Below are 20,129 nucleotides of genomic sequence, written 5' to 3' on the forward strand. Positions count from 1 at the left end.
ATTCCGATAGAATATTTGTTTAGGAGGAAAATTTCCTACCATCCCGTCTAACTTGATACAATATTAGGTCAGGGGAGATCTCTGATGAGCTGTGTCCTATCCAGGCTACGACTCTACATCGCCATTGAGTACTTCCCGTGCCGCACCGAGGAGCGCAGTGAGACCGTCGCTGGCAGCTGCCAAATCGACATGTTCGTCATACGTGTGGGCCTGTGAGATGTCGCCCGGTCCCCAGGTAATGGCCTCGGTGTCAGCGTCATTAATGAAGTTACGGACATCAGTCGATGCGTTGACTCCCCATGGATCAGTTGATACGTCTGCAACTTTGGCAGAATGGCGCCGAAATACCTCTGCGAAAGAGCTGTCTGTGTCAATAGCAGCCGATTTGTACGTCCGGGTACGCTCCCACGATATCTCGATATCGTGATTGGCGGCGACCTGGCTGAGAAGATCGTCTATCTCTGTGTCGATATCCAGTATACGCTCCTCAGAGAGGAAGCGCCGGTCGATTGTGATTATTGCACGTTCAGGGACGACGTTTTCTTTCGTTCCTGCCTCGAACATCGTTACTGTCGCGTACGCCTGACCGAGGAGATCATCCTCGCGGGTCCGCACTTTCTCGTCGTAGTCAGTAAGTGCATCGAGAACGGGCTGTGCGTGCTGGATAGCGTTCGCACCTTGATCTGGGCGGCTCGCGTGTGAGGGATCACCTGAGACCGTGATCTCATACCAAGCCAACCCTTTCTCGCTTGTCGCTGTTCGCATCTTGGTCGGTTCGAGTACGACGCCGTAGTCGCCGTCATAGCCCTGCTCCAGTAGGGTCTTCGTTCCAGGTTCGGCGGTCTCCTCGCCAATAGCGGCGTGGAACACAATTGATCCTGGAAGCTCATTCGCCTCAATTTCGTCTGCGAGTTCCGCGGTTGCCAGCATTGCGATCGCGACCCCCGTCTTCATATCGACGCTCCCTCGACCGTATAGAGAACTATCTTCAACTTTGGCCCCATACGGGTCGTGGGTCCACTCGTCGGTATCTCCTGCAGGAACGACGTCAATGTGGCCGTTCAAGACGAGCGTTGGAGTACCCTCTCCAACGCGGGCACCGACTTGCGGCCGATCTGTGTAAGGTTTTCTCACTAACTCCGCATCAATTCCATGTTCATCGAACCACTCGACGATATACTCCGCGCATTTCGTCTCATTGCCCGGTGGGTTCTCCGTCTCGATTTGTACTAAGTCACCAATAAGTGATGAAATTTTTCCAGTTTGCCCAGTGTGTGACATACACGAACATATGCAAGCACTTGTGAAAAATCATTTTAATTATTTTTCTATAATATGTTGGTAATTATAAATAGGTAGGACAAAATACGAGATATATACAATAGTATAGAACAGCATACAAAGAAATATGGTATACAAAGAAATTTGTATATGGATTGATGCACCGTATCGACTGAGATGAGGGTAAACGCTCGGAAAACTTTCTGTCATCTATACACTCACAGGCAAAGAGAGGTAGTAGTAACTGTGATATATGGCTTAATCATCGTACAAGTCCTCAACCATCCAGATGACTTTCGCATCAGTTGATGATGCAAAATCAACCTCGCTCGACGAATTTGTGTTGTGCGTTGTGATTGCATAGGAGAGAAATCCTAATCCCGACGCAGTCAGGGTATTTTCACTAGCCTGAAGGTAGAGAGATTCAGTTTAGGTTAGAACGAAGTCAGGCACGAGCCATTATATGACTAGTAGCTCTGTGGCATCCCCCGGAAGGATACATCCGAACCCGACGGTAGCGATTACATATGATTGCCGATCGCTGCTCATATGATAGCGAGAAAGTTCAATTCAGTCAACTAGCAACTAACCATCACAAATACTATGTTTGTGACGATGGATGACCAAAATCTTGGAGGATTATCCATAGTTGGAATCCCTCCAAAAGGGTCATTCAGTCAAGGAACGGTGATCGTGCCCTGTTTGCTGATAAAATTCCTGAAGCCCACACAAGAACCTCTCATACCTGTCGACGATGCTTTGGTCCAGATCGTAGATGATTCTGAACAATCCAATTGTCATTGACACAGGGTCGTACCAACCAAGTTGAGGCCACGACGTTTTGTGAATATTCTATCATATTTTGCTTAAAAGACATCTCCGTCGGAGTGAGGAGTTCCCTGTGACAGTGATAGACCTACTTCACCGAAACAGCGACAATTAGGCACCAAGGACGAGGATGATACCATTCTTCTGTATCTCGATTATTGGCACAGCTCAAGGCGGGCGCGAAACCACGTTCTCGCTCGCTGACGCCCTCGATAAACATCCCCAGACGATTCGTGACCGCCTCCGATACTTGCTGCCTTCGTTTGTGGAAGCTATCCTTGCCCCTCGACAGGTTCCACAGTCATCCTAAAGGTTCCGTCAGGAATACGCTTGTCATCTTCAATGATAGTATAGATGAAGAGAAGGCCGTCTCCCTGCTGAGGATTTTGGCTTTCTTTTTTAGCCTTCCGCTTGTTCCCCCGAACAGAATGAGTGTGTGGAGTCGCGCGCTTGCTAGCCCTAAGTAAGTGTCATGTTGCCGTTGTATATCATCCAAACAATCACTTGGAGAAACGTATAGCGACAAATAGTACATCCCATCATTATTCAATAGGATCGGGTTCAGGAATCAAGATTCAGGTTCCAGAAAAATGGACGTGAATTACCCGTCCACAGTCCTCCTCACCGCAGACGGGACACTCCTTGTCGTCTGTGGTTGCCTGTTCGGCAAGCGCCTTTACACCATCTGGGTCAAGACCAGCGGCCGCGAGTACCACTCGTTCGCCGGCGTGACCCAGTTCGTATCCACTGTCGGTCGTGCGGACGAACCGTCCGCAGAGTTTCATGAGATGATAGTTAAATCGACCAGTATCGTCCATCCCGATAGATTTCCGAAGATCGGAGAACGCAAGTGGTTCGTCAGCGTCAGCAAGCACTCGGAGTATCTCAATACGATGTTCATTGGCAAGTACAGACAATGCATCTGCGCCCCTCGGTGTGCGATTATCATTGCTCATGATGGTAGCTCCGTTGAGTTATGTGACATACTTTCTGGAGTTGTGTAGAATGTAGAACAGAAATAAAATTCGCGAAAATGCTATAATTTCACCTATCGATGTTGAATCTATGTCAGGCCGGCTTATCTGGTTCCAGTTCGAATCGATCGATGCCGAAACCCGATTTGTGCGAGAGTACCTGCCCAATGCCTGGGAACGCTTCGAGGCCAGCGACTTCTTCGAGACCGGCTGGTTCTGGCGGTACGGCCAGTACATTGAATATGACGCAGGACCGGATGGCGGAATCTATATCAACGTCGAGGGAGATCTCGACCGGCTCGTCGAGGCTGAAGCCCCTCGCTGGAATGCTTTCGAAGGTCTCACAGACTGGACGGTGAACCAGCCTCAGGCAGACGGCGACAGCCTTCTTGCTCAGCAACGGGATAGTAAGGGTGAGGTGGCTGGTGAGTGGGACTATCGGCTGAAGCCGCTTGTCACGCGGTTTGTGCTTGAGTATAGCCAGAAGTTCACCGAGCCCCTGCCACTCCTCACTGACGACGCTCCTACTAGCAAAGACAAAGTGATCGATGGATACGGATACTGGGTTGTTATTCATTATCTGATGGCTCAGGCCGGATATGATTGGTATGATGAAACTGACGCGTGTCTGACTGCGATGCAAAATCGTGTGAAATCCATTGCTGCGTATCGCGGTGCTGAGGCCGCTCGTGCGGAATATGAGCGCCTCCTCAGCGAGTGGAAATCGCACCGCGAGGACCTAGAGCAATGGCTTGAAGAAGCCCCAACTGGCGAAGCGACCGTGGAGTAGTGTTCTCCGCTACCGACGCGCTCCTGCACTCGCTGCCGCTCTGCGACCGCACAATCGCGCTGGAGCACAAAACAGCCGAACTGTTGGCTTCTACAAATTTAGGGAAATCAATCGTTCCCCAAACAGACCCAACGAGACAGTGCCAAGAGTCGGGATTATCCCATACCCAATACAATCAACTTATTACATTTTCTACCTATTGTGAACTGAGAGTATGGCTATCAGACATAATTAATTTTCAACTCCCGCCAAAATATTCTGGAAGGGAGCGCACTGATAGAAATGGTAAGTGAAATAAGAGATGTTCACGGCCAAATGAACCAGGTGATGGTTTCGACGCTTCGATTGGAGATGAAATGCTATGTGCCATTTGATAACTCCATCCCGCATTAATCCTGAAGAAATCCTTGATAAGTGTCTCTGGACATCCGTCACAGAGGACATCATAAATGGATATCCCGTGCTTCCGTGCCTGAGTACAGTCCGGTTCTGGGTAGAACTCACGCGCAAAAAACGCATAAATATCCGGAAGCTGAAATATGCCCTCAAAAAATTCTTCGATTGACGCAGATGAGTTGGAAGCATCCTGTAGTACATTATCGTTGATAGCGTCTGAGAGCGGTTCGACCGCCTCTACTTCGGGAGCTGCATCCCGTTGACGGTTATACGACGAAAAATAATCAATACAGCAGTCTGGATAGCCATGCAAACGGCCTTGATACTGGGCAAAATCACCCTGCTTGTCATCCACGATTGCCTCAATATTTCGTTGTATAATCTCATCCGGATCCGGAGCCGAATCCTCACGAAAGAAGTAGACACGTGCGCCATATTTGACTCTGCCTTGCGCACGCAGCCACTCAGGAACGACAAAACAAGTCTTTGGAAAGCTGTGTTTTAGATACTGGGCTTCTGGCATCTGTTGTAGAATCTGTCGAAACCTCGACGAGGCTATCTGGATATTTTCTTTGTTGAATGAATCAATATCGATTTGGATATTATCGTATAAGTCGTATGATTGAGTTATTATTTCACGCCGTTTCGTTAACTCAACGCTGTCAATGGCGTCGATCGCTTTCAGCTGGCTACGAAAGTAGCTCTCATCGACTTGTATACTTGCACCCCGCCGTTCTTTCTCAAGAACCGCGTAGGAATCAAGGGCAGCGAACGTTGGAAGGCCATTCACACGATTCCTTACTGAAGAAGGCATAATTGCGTTATACTCTTATTATAGATTAGTAAAAAACCGTCGGTTTGCTGTAATATAGTGGAAGCAGTCCATAAGCACTAGCGTTTCCCATCGAAGGAAGAACAAACATTGGACGAGAAATGCCCCGTCTTCAGCGATAGACGAGAGAATGTTAATTGATAGGGTACACTAGCGTTTCAGCCTGAGCCGTTCAACGCTATCTCGTTGTGCCGACTCTATGATGATGGAGAACTCAGACGGTGCAAAGGATTGGTCAGGGCTGACTTTCACGATTCTGTAAAATATGAAATAGAGAATATGATAAAGTAGGTCAGTGGTATGGAGTATCTGTGCAATCCGGTGGCATCTAATACAGTTGGACGCTCGTCAACAGTGCTCAAATTATCATCGAAGTGATTGTTGAATCGTATGAACCTTCCCCCCGCCTCTTTAGTTGGTAGCCGTAATTCATGTCGAGCCGATGCTGTCTGGGTATCGAATACAGGCGGTTTAGCGGATACTTAGCGGCGAATTTCACGTTTATGTAGAAACACGAAATCCGCCACTCCCTTCCTACGCTTAGACAATAGGATTTGAGGACTCATACGTATCCAGTTGACCCTTTAGTCTCCGTAGGCCATAGAGGCTCGTAGATCACACGACGACATCCGAGTGAGTGGTCGATCGGGGACGGTGCGGAAATGCTTTGAATGAGTCGTGTGGGATATCCTCTTACGGAGATGTTGTCTCTTGCTGTCAAAACCACGCACTGACCAGTGGTTCGAGGGTTTACGCTTATACTGTCACCCCACATGACAGTAATAAGAAAGTCCTACTACGAATGATAAATGCAGACGAAACCAAATTCACATCCCCAACGGTTTCCCGACGGAGAGTCCTTCAAGCGCTTGGCGCGGCCACCCTCCCCGCGACCGGCGCTCTCGCACAACCCATCCGGGATACAGACGCTCCAGCGATAACATGGTCCCGTACCTATGCACCCTCCGCTGGTAGAGACAGTAACAGCCACGTGTTGACCAGAACCATCGTGGCTCTCGACAATGGATTCATGCTCGCTGGAGTCGCGGGGGGTATCGGATCTCGCGGGTGGATCACCAGTGTCGATACTGCAGGCCGCGAGCGGTGGCAGCAAACTCTCGGCGTTAAAACGAGCTACTTCGTAGACGGGGCTCCGGCACCGGATGGTGGAGCCGTCCTCGCCGGAGTGACCAATGAGCCCCCCACGTCGACCAGCGAGGGCTATAGCGACCCGTGGCTCGTCCGCATGACCACCGACGGAGACGTAGACTGGATGCGAACCTACCAAGCCGAGAAGGCTGGGGGCACGGCGAATGCTATTGTACGGCTATCGGATGGGTACGCAGTCGCAGGCTCTGTCGTAGACAGCAGTCACGAGCAGCCGTGGGTCGCGGCGGTCAGCAAACGCGGCACTGTCAAGTGGCACTGGCATCCCGCACCGACCAACCGCAAGGGGCAGGCCACCGGCATCGCGGCGATCGGAAACGAGATAGTTGTCGCGGGATCGGATAGCCCGGCCACTGCCGACGACTACGGCCGCACGGAAGACGCATGGATCGCCCGCTTCACCCGCAATGGCGAGGTCGTATGGCGGCGGCAGTTTGCGGGTGAACATGGCGACCGATTTGGGGCTCTCGCGCCACATACTGGAGACGGCGTTGTCGGCCTCGGGAGGCGATCGTTTTCTCGGACCGACGACGGCGTCGGCTGGCTCGTTGCGCTCGACGCAACAGGTGAAACGCGGTGGCAGCGAACCTACCCACAGGAGACCTACAACTGGCTGCGGAGTATTGTCCCCGTGGGTGACGGCTACATCCTTATCGGCACACGCGAACTCGTGGACTCAACGACTCGCGGGGCATGGGGAGTGCGAGTTGGGTCCAACGGCCGTCCATTGTGGAAGGCAACGTATACCGACGGCGCTTACACCCGCGGGTTCGACGCGCTACCGACATCTGACGGCGGGTTACTCATTGGCGGCGACCACAGTGATGATACCAGATCGATGCCTCGGGCCTGGCTTGCGAAAATCGGTGGGAACGTGTCCGAGTCCACCGGACAGCAGTCTGGTGATATTTCTCTTCCCACGGCTCCGCAGTGGACAGAGCCATTCCTTGCGGGAGTGGGCCTTGGAGCAATACTTGGTGGCGCAGCAATGCACCTTCGCGATCACTCCTGACTCTCTTACCTCCTGTGAGACTAGATACGTCAAGGGGCTACTCACTGTGACAGCTTTCACTCCGTAGACGGGGAGATGTGCCGATTACGCCAGCACACAACCTTGTCAGTAGTCGTTCCCTTATTGACAAAGTAAAACGGTCGTGAGTAGCCCAGAGTTGCAGACATGTGGAGAAACACGCAATCAGCACTGGTCTCAGTGAGTTTCACGGTTATAGAGAATCGTGAAACCGGAGTAGGAAGCAGAGCTGTGGAGTGCTGAGACAGGTAGCCCAACATCGGTGACCAACCCATAAAACCGCTCGCACGACAATTACGACCGATATACCCGGCCACAAAACCTATTACGTACTTGTCGAGTTATCGATATGCTTCTAAGAGTCTCCCGTCATCTCATGGTCTGCGGGAGCTATTTCGATGAACGTATACTACTATGATAGGAAAACGACTGATTGTCGGACTGTTGGCCGCCCTGCTCGTCGTGTCCGTTATCGGGGCGAGTGGCGTTCCCGCCAGCGTGCTGGCTACCGGCAGCTCGGACGGCAATGACAGCCGAACGACCGCCACGACCATCGATGTCGGACAGACTGCGACTGGAACGATCGAACCGGATGATGTCGATTGGTACGCCGTCGAGATCGAGGCGGGACAGAGTATCTTTGCCAATCTCACCATCACGACGGAGACTGAGAAAAGCTTCAGATTCGACCTCTTTGATCCGGATGGTGAGAAGATCGGCGAGCATCCCCTCGATATGATGTTCCCCGGCTATCAAACCATGCAACTCGCCACGGGAAATACGGCGTACGGCGGTGATGTTGCCGAACAGTCTGGGGTATACTACGTCCGGGTACAACCCGTCGAAGATAATTCCAGTGAACCAACTAATTATGAGTTAACTATCGAGGCGGACGAACTCGATATGGACGACCCGAACGAGCAACCGAACACGGCGACCCAGATCGACCCGGACGCGACGATCTCCGGCATGCTGAGCGGCTCTGATCGAGATACGTACGCGCTCGACCTCGAAAAAGGAGAAACCATCACCGTCACCGCCGACTACGAGAACAGCGGATTCAGGCCGTACACGTACCTCGTCGGGCCGAACGCGAGCAACGTGATGCTCGATCCGTACCTCGATCGGGACTACGCCGTTGCACGCGAAACGATCGGGAGAGAGCACGAGTTCATCTACACGGCGAATACAACCGGGACGCACTTCCTCCGCGTCAATCCGTACGAAGAAATATCGACGATCAATACGTTCGACGAGAAAACGTCGTACGAGGTCTCCGTTGACGTCTCCGGGTCCACCGTGGACGACGATTCGGATGCTACTGACGAAGCGACCGAAACACCGACACAAACGCCCACGAGCACGCCGTCCGAGACAACACTTCACACCCGAACGGACACGGCAACGCACACAACACCGACTGCAACCCGCACGAACCCGCGCTCACAGACGAACACAGCATCCCAGACGACGCCTCCGTTGACCCAATCGAACCCGACCGAAGCGGCGACTACAACCGCGTCCGCAGAGCGCACATCACCCGAGGACTCGACCGCAACTGATGGCCCCGGCTTTGGGGTGTTGTCAGCGCTTGCAGCCGTCGGTGTCGGACTATGGGGCTCTCGCCGCCGCGCGTAACGTTACTCGACGGAATTCTGTTCGAGATCAGTGCTGCCTGTCTTGCGACACGGGCGACTCGTGGGATAACATACACTCGGTGTCAGTGAGTGCCGATTTCTCTGATAAGTATACACCAAATATCTAGCGAACGAGAGAAACTCGGGTGCGAGTCAGCCTGTGAGCGGGCCGATTTTGGAATGATGGTGACGTTTGTTACCGACTTATCACACAAGTCGGCAGGCTTCGAGCGTGTCTCGAACTCACCCAACGACGCCAGCTGTATCGCTGTCATCGATCGTTGTAAACCAGTTTTCGTCGCCCTCCAGATCGGAGTAGGCAAAGAGCTTCTCGATCGCCTCGTTGAGCCGCTGTCGTAGGAGGGCTTCTCGTCGCAGGGCGTCATCGCGTGAGTCACAACGCTTGAGCTGGCGAACTGCATGTGGTGGAAACAGGCGCGTGAACAGCGCCGCGTCGTCGGTACCCTGAGCGTGGGTTGTGATTCGCCCGATTGGGTTCTCAGTTTGCCCCACGTACACGAGGTGGTGTGCTCTGAGGGCGATCTCCATCCACGACGGCGCTGTATTGTAATATGAGTGGCTCTCAGCCCGCTGTATCATTGTCTGGACGGTTTCATTCGGTCGTTCACATTCGAGGAGATACAGATACGTCTCCTCTGCCTCAACAGACTCCGTCAGGAGGCGCGCCGTCTCTCGATACGTCGGATTTGAAGGGAGTTTGGTTTCCATACATATTGTCTGTGATGTTATGTAATAATAGTAAGGGGTAAGTGAGAAACTCCATGATCGATACTGCGGCGATGAACATCACAGAGAGGCTGGCCTCTATAGAGCATGCTGTGGCTCCTCGCACAGCTTTCACTTCACCATGTATGACAGGAGATTTAAATAATGCGAGCAGAAGATCCTTCTCCACCGTTTCCGACGAGGATGTACGCCTCAACCGAACCGAGCGCTGATGGATCTGACCTTATGTAATTCTCGGATGGCATCGGTTCACTATCTATTATACAAGTCCCGAAGAAAATCACACTCCGCCGAGGAGTCGTCCAGGTCGCGAACACTGCTCCCACTGCAAAGATTCACGGGGTCATCACCGATCCGAAAGCGATCTACAGTATGGTGAACACGCTCGATACACCATCGTGCCCAGTCCTTTCGTCCTAACCGATCTTAGGGGCGCTAATCGGTGAACACCGCCCACGGAGCTGTCGACACCAAGAGAGACCGATCAGCCTCGGATCCGCGCTTTGATGATGAAAACGTTCGGCAGCTTTGCTCGCAACTCCGGAGGGGATTTCCCCCCACGGTCCTAGATCGTGATTGGCCGGGTCAGGCGATCCGGGTTCGATCATCCGTTCGACAGTGCATCCAGCATTGGAGAGAGCATTGTACACGTTACTTATCTTCTGCCGGTTGACGTCGTGGGCCGCAACGAGGCTCACTGCATGCTCTAACTACTCGTGGGAGAGGTCGACCTCAGTCACATGTGCGCCACAGTCAGTGAGATCCACGGTATCATGGCTCTCACCCGAGTTCCAGTACGTCTGCTCCAGTGAGATCATCGAGGAGGGTTTCGATATCGATATCCCACTCCCAGTTACAGCCGATAAACAGCGTGGATATCTGCCGACTGCCCCGAAGTATCACAACAAATCCTTCATCCTTCAGCGGAAGCTGGACGATCGCCACAGCACGGCAGAGTGATCGTGTCGCCTCGGACGGCTCGATCAAACCCGTGATGAGTTTGTGCTCGTCCAAGAGAACTTTTATTGTGCTAATTGGAAATAAAACAGATATGAAATTTATTAAAAATAAAAGCTTGTTCTGGTCAGATATTGATTCATACGTTTCAATAATGTCTTTATATTTCCTTATGGCATACAACTGATACACAATTATCGATACGAGTGACAGAATAATAACCAATTGTGCTACTGGTACTGTTACACTGACACTATCATATACACCAGTGAAATATGCAGCAAATCCACTCATAAGAATAATTAGACAAAGAACACCTATGGCTAATTTGTTGTATTTCTCCTTCATTAGTTCTCTCAACTATGTAAATGAATATAAAAGCATCTGTTCTCTTGGTCGTGGCGAATCGCCATACTATGGTTGAATCACGCATTCACAGCTCGTTGATATTCCAATCAAGTCAACCGTTGATTTCGATCTGGGCCGAAAGCATGGGGGCAAAGAAAGGATGGCAAAAATTGACGAGTAGATTTCTGAAGGAATCCTGCTGACTGATTGAACGATCGCTAGCATTATAGTTCTTAAAAATCTCGACGATATAGCTATTTTCTGATCTATCAAAACTAGCTTTCTTAATGTGATAAGCAGTAGTATAGTCAGAGTTAAAGATGATTTCGTGTTTTAAATAGATATGCTCAGAATCGAGGGAGGAGAAGCGACCGAACTCACGACCACCGAATTAAGTGCAGAACAACTCGATGAGAATGATCTACGCGAGTGGGTGGTTGACAATACCGCCGAAATACTGGGTGAAGATCTTCTTGTGATCGGTCGGGAGGTTGGCGTTGCAGATCTACGTGATGGAGTCGATATTCTCACGATCGACCGTGCAGGGAGCATTGTCGTTATTGAACTCAAACGTGGGTCTCTTCGCGGATCGGTTGATTTTCAGGCTCTGAAGTACGTCTCATACGTCTCTCGTTGGTCGTATGATGATATTAAACAGCAGTTTGAGATGTTCTTACAGTCCAGATGGGGGAGCGATCTTCACGGCGAAGATGCGTCCTTTGCAGAAACGCTTGAAGAATTCTGTGATGATGACTATGAGCTCAATGGAACGCAGCGGGTTTTTCTGGTCGGAAACAAGGTTCGTGAACGTATCGGGAGCGTTGTGCTCTGGTTGAGAGAGCAGGGAATCGATACCAGCATCGTTCAATTTTCGATCTTCAAGGACGAGACAGACAACCTCTATCTCGACTCGAAGACACTCGTCCCGACATCTGACTTAGAGAAATTCGAAACCGGCGACACTCCGTCCGACAAACCGTGGAAGATCGATGGCAAGCGTTGGCACCTCGAAGAACGAACGAATGAAGATACCGCTGCACTCGTTCAACAGCTGGTCAATTCGCTTAGCGAGATCAACGGTCTGGATGGCCCAAGCTGGACACAAAAAATCTATATTGCATTTCGGGTGGAGGGGACGAATCGACTACTATTGCGAACGCGGGCACATTCGGTGCAGGTCGATATTCGTGATTTTTCGATTAACGACGAAGATGATCTTCTTGAGTCAGCAGCCAACCTCATCGACGACTGTGAGCGGGTTGGAATAGATACTGCATTCCAAGAGAATCGAACCCGGCTGCAAATCAAATGTGTACCCGACGACGAACTGGCGGACGCCGACTGGATCGATTTCACAAAGAGCCTCGTGTTTGGAGAGTAAGATGTGATCTGGCTTTTTGGTGATAAGTTCGACAATCCTGACGAGCAGTAGCGTTTGGTCGTCATCGCTGTGGAGTTGATCACGGGCGTATTGCTTGTCGCCCTGATTGTCTTCGTGCTTGGTCGACGGTGGCACGGTAAGCCTTCTGTCAACCGAGCGTCGACGCAATCGAGCCGTCCCTCACTACTCATCCCATGTACAAGATATCCGTATAACCGTTCGGAACCAACTTCTCGTGAATCATGAAGAAGATAGAGCGAGCAGCACGTAGAGCTGTCGTCACGTCAGTGGCTGTAAATAGAGTCGATACTACTGTTTGGTGATCAGGATGGATACACTGTTCTCGGTATTCGTTCGGGAAAACCGAGAGCAATCGCGACTATGAGTACTCCGGTTAGAAGCAGAGGAGAGATGTGGATGAATCCAAAGAAAATATCGAGAGAGAGAGAAGGCCGAAGAACCCGCCAAAACAGAGGAAGAGGATTCCGATTCCCACGATGAGGATCTGAGCGACTCGACTCTTTCGAGCCCCGGCGGCGATAACAGGCGATATCCCGACTGTAAGAAACAATACCCCGACGGCTGGAATCCAGATGTACCGACCAGCAACGAGTAGCAGTTGATCGAGCCAAGAAACTGTGATCGAGACGTCATAGCCTGGCGTGACGATACTCGTGAGTCCCCAATACAAGAGGAATGCTCCGATCAACCCAACAATTCCGTAGAGTGCGTTCAAACCAACCCTCTGTGATCTATTCATGCGATGTCGTTCCGTCTTCTGTGTAGTTGTTGCCGAGCAGACAGCCTACCGTGTGAGCGTTTCTCGAAGCGTCCATTACTACCATTATCTAACACAATCAGACATAGTATCGGTCATATGATAAGAGGAAGTGGGCGACTTCTGAGTTGGAAAGTACTCCCATCTACTTTTATTACTACCCATCATTGTCCAAATGTGACGTGGTTCCACGACGAGAACAGATCACGGGATCAATTGTCGGGAGGACAGCAATCAGCCGATGACCACGAATGGTGAGTTCAGTGAAATCGCCGACCTACTCGATGATTCGTATGCACGTGATATACTTGCTGAGACGAGTATTGAACCGAGATCTGCAAAGATGCTGAGCGAGCACTGTGATGCATCGCTGCCGACGGTTTATCGCCGGATCGAACGTTTACAGGAGCACGATCTCCTCACGGCCCAGCAGCAACTCGCTCCCGACGGGAACCACTACAAGACGTACGAAGCTCGGCTCGAACGAGTATCTATTGACCTCACGAACGGAACATACACTGTCAAAATAACCCGGACGAAGCAGGGCGCAGCTGACCGCTTCTCCGATCTTGTTGAGGAGATGAAGTAACAGAAATGATCTCACTGCCGCTCCAATCGATAACAGACGAAACGGTAGTCGTAGTGCTGTTATTCATCAGTTTTTTTGTGGCTGTCGTCCTCTCACTCGTGGTCGGAGTCAAAGGCCTCCAAAGCTATCGGGTGTCGAACGATCGAGGTATCGCGTTGCTCACAGTAGGTATCCTGCTCCTGAGCGGGGTAGCAGGCAGTGTCAATGTTGCTTTCACACTGTTCACAGCCGTCCCTGGCTGGATCGTGACGACGGGAGCCAATCTTGTTCGGCTCCTCGGCGTTATAGTCATTATTATGACAATTTATGACTCATAATACTTCCCCTGACCGGATTGCATCGAACAGCGTCACCGGAACCGATGCCGACATCGATCAACTGATGAAAGACTTCAATGACTGACGTAATCACACCGCTCATCATCGATACAGTCGCAATTCGGCTTGGTACCGCCGGACTCCTCGCCATTGGTGGTGTCGTCATCGCATATCAAGGCTACCGTGGATACGTGCGAAATGACAATCGGACGCTGCTGTTTCTGACTGTCGGAATTCTGTTTTTGACCACGATTCCAGTCGTGGTCGAGGGAGGGTTGCGATTGACGGATGCACTCGTCTCATCATACGTGAACATTGTCGTTCTGTTTCTCATCATCTTTGGACTCGTTGTCATCCTGTATGCATTCACCCGGACATAGGAACGCATCCTCTGAACCGTGTTTCTGACACGCCTGACAGAGTGTGCGGGATTTCTCACATTATAGTGATGTCTTATGTAACAGACGATCTTCGGCAAAGGTCAATTATTACATAAGGTCAAATCAGCTTTCTGAACAGTGAGCTACTATGGTCTCTCACCACTGTGTGATGTTGATGTTTCTCGATAAATCGGTGCGATCGACCCATCTCTCCTCACTCCGGCGGAAATGTACTGGTGAGTAAGGCAAGACATGACGTTCGCGAACCGCGTCACATCTTCAGCTTGATTGGTACGATCTTGTGTCAGTGAGAATCCTCACATCGCTGGTGATGGCCACCGTGTCGGGATCAAGTGTTGTTCAGAACTGCTTCAGTAAACCGTCTCGCCTGTCCCGAGAGTGTAGGTATTGAATGTATAGTTTTGGCCCTGTTCTCCTTGAGATCTGACGAGCTCGCCATCAAGATTGTCACTGTCGCTCCCTGCTGCGTTGCTTGAATTGTGGTGATCTCGATGGATTCCTGTACTGGCTGTTCGGAGATGACAGGTGTTGCACGCGGGAGCGTGGGTGTTGTCCTCTCCCGGCTCGAAGAACGCGATTTGGTACGTCACCACGATCAAATATCGAGACTTCGACCGACAGCGGGGGACGCTGGCACAGCACATTATCGCGGCAGTTGTTAAGGTCTTGCATGGTTACCCCCCGCTCCCAGACGATTGATAGTTATCACTATTGATACGGGTGTGATTAAAGGAGAGCGATTACGCTAGCCTCCTCACAAACGTCGAGGTGCTTGCTCACCCCCGTCGGGACATGTCGACGTCGTGCTCCATCTCGACTAAGCCAGTCAACTGTTGCAAAACAGCGAAGTTATTTATACATTGATTCGTAATTATGCAACAGTATGCTCACTGAAGGCGAGTTCCGTGCCCTCATCGTCCTCCGTGGTGAGATGACGGTCTCTGAACTCGCAACGAATCTCGATCGGAGTCTCAGCTACACCTCAGAACTCGTCACCCGGCTCGGAACGGCTGGCCTTGTCAAGATACGCCGACAGGGGAAAACAAAGCAGATTCGACTGTCAGATACGAAGGCCCTCGAGTTACTCGGAAATCTCACGCAGCAGTATTCACATATTGATTGGCCGGAGCTGTTGTCTGGGTCAGCACTCCGTGTTTGTTACTACCTCGACACCCCACGCACTGCGACCGATCTTGCACGCCGCGCCGACGTCCATCGGAGCACCGTCCACCGTGCTCTTTCCCCGCTTCAGCACCGCGGAATCGTCTACCAGACCGATGATAACACATACGCACTGAATGAGGGGTTCGAACAGCTGAGCGTCTTCGCTCAAGAACTTGCACATCAAACCCATCGACAGACCGTCAAAGCGCAGATCAACACGTACACGATTCTGTGGGAGTCCCTCGATGAGTTCCTTGTACAGACAGATACCGAGATCGTTGACGAAAATTTCACCCCGACGGGACCAGATCAGTTCCAAAGATATGACTTGCCGCTCTTGGCACGTGATCGCCGATACTACCTTTATTCGGAGACGACGGAGGACCTCTCGCCGGAGACGTTGTGCTGTCATATGCTCGTGATCGATTCGGGAGCACGGACGCAATCATACTGCCTGCTCTTACTCAGTCACATTGACATCGACCGCGACAAGCTACGTTCTCAAGCCGTCAAGTACGACGTCGATGACGTCGTCGACGAGCTCTGCACGTATCTCAACACCAGCGGTGACCAGCGAACGTCTCGACTTCCGGAGTGGGAGGATTTTCAGGAACTGGCTGAAGAGTACGGGGTGACAGCATGAGGGCACGGTTCGACAGCTCATACATTCGGTCGGAACTCGAACGAATCGGTGAGCACCTCGACGAGCCACTCACCGTCTTCCTGATCGGTGGTGGGTCGATGGCGTTCCGTAATCTGAAGAATACAACTAAGGATATCGATCTCGTCGTCTCGTCTGGTGAGGATCTCGGTCAGCTACAAGCAGTGCTCCTCGAGCAGGGATACGATGTTGTCCGGGAACCGGACGAAGCATATGAAAAACTCGGTGCCCAGCGAATCCTTGAGAACGATGATGGATGTCGAATCGACATCTTCAACCAGCAGGTGATCGACAAGCTGATTCTTTCTCCGGGGATCCGTGAGCGGAGCGAGCAGTATCTCGACCCAGGGAATCTTGTGGTCGCACTCGTGAGCCCAGAGGACATCTTCCTGTTCAAAGCGGTCGCTGGACGGGTGGATGATATCGAGGATATGTTTTCGTTGCTGCAGATCGGGCTCGAGTTCGACCTCATCGAAGCCGAACTCGAGACGCAGATTGAACTTCTGGAGCAAGAACTGTTCGTGACGTATGTGAACGAGGCGTTAACTGATCTTACCGAGCAATACAACGTGACGACACCGTTGCACGATCCCATCGCGGAGATCACAGAGCACGTCTACGAGGAACTCGAAGTGCTTCATGCGCTCGACGAACCGAGATCGATGACCGACCTGCAACAGGAGCTCAACCACATTACAACGGACGTACAGGAGATCGTGGGCCGTCTGGACGAAAAAGATGCAGTCACGATAACCGATGGACGGATCGAACGCCGCTCAACAACGATCTGACAGCGATGGGTGAGTGAGGAATGAGATCATCCATCCGCTGTGAGCCTGTCTCCACTACATTCTGTTCGCCTATATCCCCGTCTAACGGAACCGAACCCCGCTGAGGGACAGCCCATTGAATAAAATGAGTCCTCCGATAGCAGCGTGTATGATAGCTGAAACAAATACCGTTTGCGGGTGAGCAGCCCAGTCGATCAAGTTGTATCCAATGAGCACACTGATAATGCCGAGCAGCCGACGACTGATAGAAGTGCTGAGTACCTGAATCGGTCCAATAGCAATCAAAGGACTGATATCCGAATTGTTGGAGGGCATTATTTATCCCTACTCATTTGGAGATAAATTGCTTTCCTCTCTTCGCCAACTCCGACTCATGAAGAGAGATGCACCCCTCGGAGTGTGGATTGTGATGCATGCCTTTCTGTCAGTGTCTCAGAAAATGAAACAGCCACTAGAGGCGTGCGGCGAGTCCACGCTCTCGCTTAGTCACTGAGCGTCGGTGCGTTCAGCAACCTGATGTCGTTGTGCTTGCAGTGCGTACTCTTTGTCCTCGCCATTCCAGGACGGAACGCGATCGAGACGCCAATGCTTCAGTTCCTGCCCCTCTGCGGACAGGTGAGCCATCCCACCAATAATCTCACTCCGATAGACAAAATGAACGTGCCGGTGCGGGAGGCCATCCTCACCCGGCTTCCGGAAGTTCACTGTAGTCATTTCGAGAAGATTAATCTCATAGCCTGTTTCTTCCCGTGTTTCACGGACGGCTGCCTCCGGGGGCGATTCATGTGGTTCAACAAGCCCGCCGGGAAGCCCCCATTTGTCGTTGTCCGTTCGCTTCATGAGGAGAATCTGTTCGTCACCATCGAAAGTCGCGGCCCCAGCACTCAATGAACAGCCGAGGTTGCGTTGTAAGCGTTCTTGTACCGCATCCTCCGGGAGTTCCAGCGTCTTCGCATAGTACGTCTCGACAAGCTCCATGAGTCGAGTATATCGCTCTCTGTCGTACGGATCGTCAGAAAAGCGGAGACCGTCCCGAGCGAGCAGTCGAAGCTCATCGAGCAGCGGAAGTATGTCCATTATTACTCATTCACACATCTATGCGACAAAATTCTTCGTCAGCTCAGTCGCTCGTGACGGCCACTCGCTCACAGCCGGCGAGTGAGGAACTCGGTGATCACTTCCAACTGTTTCGAAGGTGTGTTCACAGAAATTCGATATGCTACCGTACATTCAGGGAGCTGGGCGAGTCTATTCAGTGCCAAGATTTACTCGAGAAGCTCCGGTATCTGAGCTAGACTACCAATCTCGTAGGTAGCTGGTCGTTTCCTGTCATGCTTTTGTCGCTCCCGTTGTAGAAGGGCTGAATCAATGTCAACGGACACGTGAGGTCTCAAGTAGTGTGGAATACCACGACTCGTGAACCATAACGTTCAAACGTTCTTCATCTATCGTCTATACGTGTCCCGCTCTTTCCCCTCCATCCGTACAGTCGCAATACTTCTTCTGCTCATCGTCGGCAGTACTCTCAGTTTCGCCTTCCACGCAACGGCAGGTGATGCAACGATTACCTATGAGGCTACTCCCGTCGAACCTGGCGAGAATCCGAAACTGGTCACACACGCGACGAGCAACGTGACCGACCTCGATGAACTACTCTCGGATACGTCTAGCCAATATCAGCAACCGATCCGAACCGCCGCCGCAACCGGCACCTACAACGGAACCCTTTCCTCGGAATTGCATATCGTGATCGAGGACGTTGAGACACCGTACGTCTGGTACAATGGAAGCTACTACGTCTGGACGCTGTCGACGCACAGAGAGACGACAGACGCAACGATCCAGATGCGCCAGACCGATCCCGAAACGGTGTTCACCTCCGTCGTCCGTCCAGTAGCAAAAGCGCCACCCGAAGTCCAAACAGCCATCGAAACGGGAACCACGACCGGCCCGGTCGTCAGGCCGGGGTTGTACCATCAGGACGGGACGTACTACGTCGTCGCGCCCGAAAACGAGGCTGCACTGGGCATCCATATTGTGAGTATCTTTGTCGGATTCATACTTATGCCAGTCGGACGTGGATACGTCGCGGTTGCGCTGGGGCTTCTCGGGTACCGCTATCGCGATCCGACGCGCGATCGTCTGTTGACTGTTCGTCGAGCCACCGCAGTCGCCGCACTCGCGGTTCCGATAGCACTCTTTGGGACAGCCCTTTTTGAAAGTGGCTCCCTTACCCGCTTCGTTACCGGTCCCGCAAGTGCAACCGTCGTCGCGTCCGGTGTCGTTGCGGGTGTTCTCACTGCCCAGCGGCGGTGGCTCAGACTCGTCGGACTGACAATCGGGATCGGGCTGCTCACTACGGTGGCAATGTCGGCCGTCCAAGGTACCGCTGGACTCGTTTTCGGGCCACTTGCCGTATTCCTCGGGCTCGTTACCGGCGTCGTTCCGTTCGGATACGGCTACGCATTCGCACAGACAGCGTCACGAGAATCGACTCAGTAGACCCTGGATGACGGCACTGACGCCTATCTCGCTGCCGTTGGGAACGCGCTACTCCCCGACGAAACGACTGCTGTCTAGTGGCGAGAATCGGTAAGACGGTGAATGAGATTACTGGTATTGTTCACGTCGAATTGAATAGCGGTGGCAATCAAATACCTCACTACCGACGGCCAACCAATTCCGTAGTAGGCCTTCATCTGTCCCACCGAACTTCTCAACATATCTTTCAACCGCCTGTTTGGACTGCTCGTTTCCGTCAATATACCCAACAGCAACCGTCTCAAGGTCAAGTACGTTGAATACAATTTCGATGAATACCTCGGTACGCTCGCCCGAGTATCCTCGTCCCCAGAACTGTTTATCAAAGACGATTCCAATTGTAGCGAACTGGCGTTCCTAGTCGGGGTAAAGTCCGGCGAATCTAGCGATTGTCTCTCCATAGACTTCAGACTCTTTCGGTCGAACGACATACTTCGCACCTTCATCCTCTTCCCGTTGCTCCTCCGTCTGTCGCCACGAACGTGTCGGTGACGATCAAAAACACGGGGATTTTTCTGT

Annotated in this window: 19 protein-coding genes and 1 pseudogene; 11 read left to right on the forward strand and 9 right to left on the reverse strand. The window is 51.8% G+C overall.

Going from position 1 to position 20,129, the window contains the following annotated elements; all coding sequences use genetic code 11:
- Positions 1-105: 105 nt before the first annotated feature.
- Positions 106-1,281 carry a M20 family metallopeptidase gene (locus tag MW898_RS24400; RefSeq protein WP_248910902.1) on the reverse strand — a complete coding sequence of 392 codons (1,176 nt, stop codon included), beginning with the start codon at positions 1,279-1,281 and terminating at the stop codon, positions 106-108.
- Between the two features lie 1,403 nt (positions 1,282-2,684).
- Positions 2,685-3,065, reverse strand: coding sequence for a DUF7347 domain-containing protein (locus MW898_RS24405; RefSeq protein ID WP_248910903.1), 381 nt, complete (start codon positions 3,063-3,065; stop codon positions 2,685-2,687).
- 109 nt (positions 3,066-3,174) lie between these two features.
- Here MW898_RS24405 and MW898_RS24410 point away from each other — a divergent pair, with 109 nt between their 5' ends.
- Positions 3,175-3,873 carry a hypothetical protein gene (locus MW898_RS24410; protein WP_248910904.1) on the forward strand — a complete coding sequence of 233 codons (699 nt, stop codon included), beginning with the start codon at positions 3,175-3,177 and terminating at the stop codon, positions 3,871-3,873.
- Between the two features lie 238 nt (positions 3,874-4,111).
- On the opposite strand, the gene MW898_RS24415 is transcribed toward MW898_RS24410, so the two are convergent.
- Positions 4,112-5,059 (reverse strand): hypothetical protein, encoded by a 948-nt coding sequence (locus tag MW898_RS24415; RefSeq protein ID WP_248910905.1) that lies wholly within the window; start codon positions 5,057-5,059, stop codon positions 4,112-4,114.
- Between the two features lie 844 nt (positions 5,060-5,903).
- On the opposite strand from MW898_RS24415, the gene MW898_RS24420 reads away from it, so the two are divergent.
- Positions 5,904-7,280, forward strand: coding sequence for a hypothetical protein (locus MW898_RS24420; protein WP_248910906.1), 1,377 nt, complete (start codon positions 5,904-5,906; stop codon positions 7,278-7,280).
- Positions 7,281-7,712: 432 nt separating this feature from the next.
- Positions 7,713-8,936: a hypothetical protein gene (locus tag MW898_RS24425; RefSeq protein ID WP_248910907.1), complete on the forward strand. Its 1,224-nt coding sequence runs from the start codon at positions 7,713-7,715 to the stop codon at positions 8,934-8,936.
- A gap of 242 nt (positions 8,937-9,178) precedes the next feature.
- On the opposite strand, the gene MW898_RS24430 is transcribed toward MW898_RS24425, so the two are convergent.
- Together MW898_RS24430 and MW898_RS24435 are read right to left on the reverse strand one after the other, a co-directional pair.
- Positions 9,179-9,664, reverse strand: a complete 486-nt coding sequence (locus MW898_RS24430; protein ID WP_248910908.1) for a GIY-YIG nuclease family protein — start codon at positions 9,662-9,664, stop codon at positions 9,179-9,181.
- Positions 9,665-10,462: 798 nt separating this feature from the next.
- The gene (locus MW898_RS24435) at positions 10,463-10,987 is read right to left on the reverse strand and encodes a hypothetical protein (RefSeq protein ID WP_248910909.1); all 525 of its coding nucleotides are present in this window, start codon (positions 10,985-10,987) and stop codon (positions 10,463-10,465) included.
- 343 nt (positions 10,988-11,330) lie between these two features.
- Between MW898_RS24435 and MW898_RS24440 the strand changes: the two genes are divergently transcribed.
- Positions 11,331-12,368 (forward strand): PDDEXK family nuclease, encoded by a 1,038-nt coding sequence (locus tag MW898_RS24440; RefSeq protein ID WP_248910910.1) that lies wholly within the window; start codon positions 11,331-11,333, stop codon positions 12,366-12,368.
- Between the two features lie 394 nt (positions 12,369-12,762).
- On the opposite strand, the gene MW898_RS24445 is transcribed toward MW898_RS24440, so the two are convergent.
- A complete protein-coding gene (locus MW898_RS24445; RefSeq protein WP_248910911.1) occupies positions 12,763-13,128 on the reverse strand; it encodes a hypothetical protein in 366 nt (121 codons plus the stop codon).
- Between the two features lie 259 nt (positions 13,129-13,387).
- Here MW898_RS24445 and MW898_RS24450 point away from each other — a divergent pair, with 259 nt between their 5' ends.
- The 6 genes and pseudogenes from MW898_RS24450 to MW898_RS24475 all read left to right on the forward strand — a co-directional run bounded on the left by MW898_RS24450 (position 13,388) and on the right by MW898_RS24475 (position 17,069).
- On the forward strand, positions 13,388-13,735 hold the full coding sequence (locus MW898_RS24450; protein ID WP_248910912.1) for a winged helix-turn-helix domain-containing protein: 348 nt from the start codon (positions 13,388-13,390) through the stop codon (positions 13,733-13,735).
- A 5-nt stretch (positions 13,736-13,740) separates the two neighbouring features.
- Positions 13,741-14,052, forward strand: a complete 312-nt coding sequence (locus tag MW898_RS24455) for a hypothetical protein (RefSeq protein ID WP_248910913.1) — start codon at positions 13,741-13,743, stop codon at positions 14,050-14,052.
- A 77-nt stretch (positions 14,053-14,129) separates the two neighbouring features.
- On the forward strand, positions 14,130-14,432 hold the full coding sequence (locus tag MW898_RS24460; RefSeq protein ID WP_248910914.1) for a DUF7521 family protein: 303 nt from the start codon (positions 14,130-14,132) through the stop codon (positions 14,430-14,432).
- A gap of 536 nt (positions 14,433-14,968) precedes the next feature.
- Positions 14,969-15,052: pseudogene (locus MW898_RS26465) on the forward strand (TrmB family transcriptional regulator); the annotation flags it as partial.
- A gap of 284 nt (positions 15,053-15,336) precedes the next feature.
- The gene (locus MW898_RS24470; RefSeq protein ID WP_248910916.1) at positions 15,337-16,260 is read left to right on the forward strand and encodes an ArsR/SmtB family transcription factor; all 924 of its coding nucleotides are present in this window, start codon (positions 15,337-15,339) and stop codon (positions 16,258-16,260) included.
- Entirely contained in the window at positions 16,257-17,069 is an 813-nt protein-coding gene (locus tag MW898_RS24475; protein WP_248910917.1) for a DUF6036 family nucleotidyltransferase, read from the forward strand. Before MW898_RS24470 ends, MW898_RS24475 begins: the two co-directional genes overlap by 4 nt.
- Before the next feature lie 81 nt (positions 17,070-17,150).
- Here MW898_RS24475 and MW898_RS24480 read toward each other — a convergent pair whose 3' ends face one another.
- The gene (locus MW898_RS24480) at positions 17,151-17,384 is read right to left on the reverse strand and encodes a hypothetical protein (protein ID WP_248910918.1); all 234 of its coding nucleotides are present in this window, start codon (positions 17,382-17,384) and stop codon (positions 17,151-17,153) included.
- A gap of 171 nt (positions 17,385-17,555) precedes the next feature.
- Entirely contained in the window at positions 17,556-18,146 is a 591-nt protein-coding gene (locus tag MW898_RS25895) for an NUDIX hydrolase N-terminal domain-containing protein (protein WP_278000009.1), read from the reverse strand.
- 381 nt (positions 18,147-18,527) lie between these two features.
- Here MW898_RS25895 and MW898_RS24495 point away from each other — a divergent pair, with 381 nt between their 5' ends.
- Positions 18,528-19,571, forward strand: a complete 1,044-nt coding sequence (locus tag MW898_RS24495) for a DUF8127 domain-containing protein (RefSeq protein ID WP_248910919.1) — start codon at positions 18,528-18,530, stop codon at positions 19,569-19,571.
- A gap of 108 nt (positions 19,572-19,679) precedes the next feature.
- On the opposite strand, the gene MW898_RS26470 is transcribed toward MW898_RS24495, so the two are convergent.
- A complete protein-coding gene (locus MW898_RS26470; RefSeq protein WP_373689911.1) occupies positions 19,680-19,949 on the reverse strand; it encodes a GNAT family N-acetyltransferase in 270 nt (89 codons plus the stop codon).
- Positions 19,950-20,129 lie beyond the last annotated feature (180 nt).

The organism is Halocatena marina, from assembly GCF_023276375.1.
In the GTDB taxonomy this organism is placed as follows: Archaea; Halobacteriota; Halobacteria; order Halobacteriales; family Haloarculaceae; genus Halocatena; species Halocatena marina.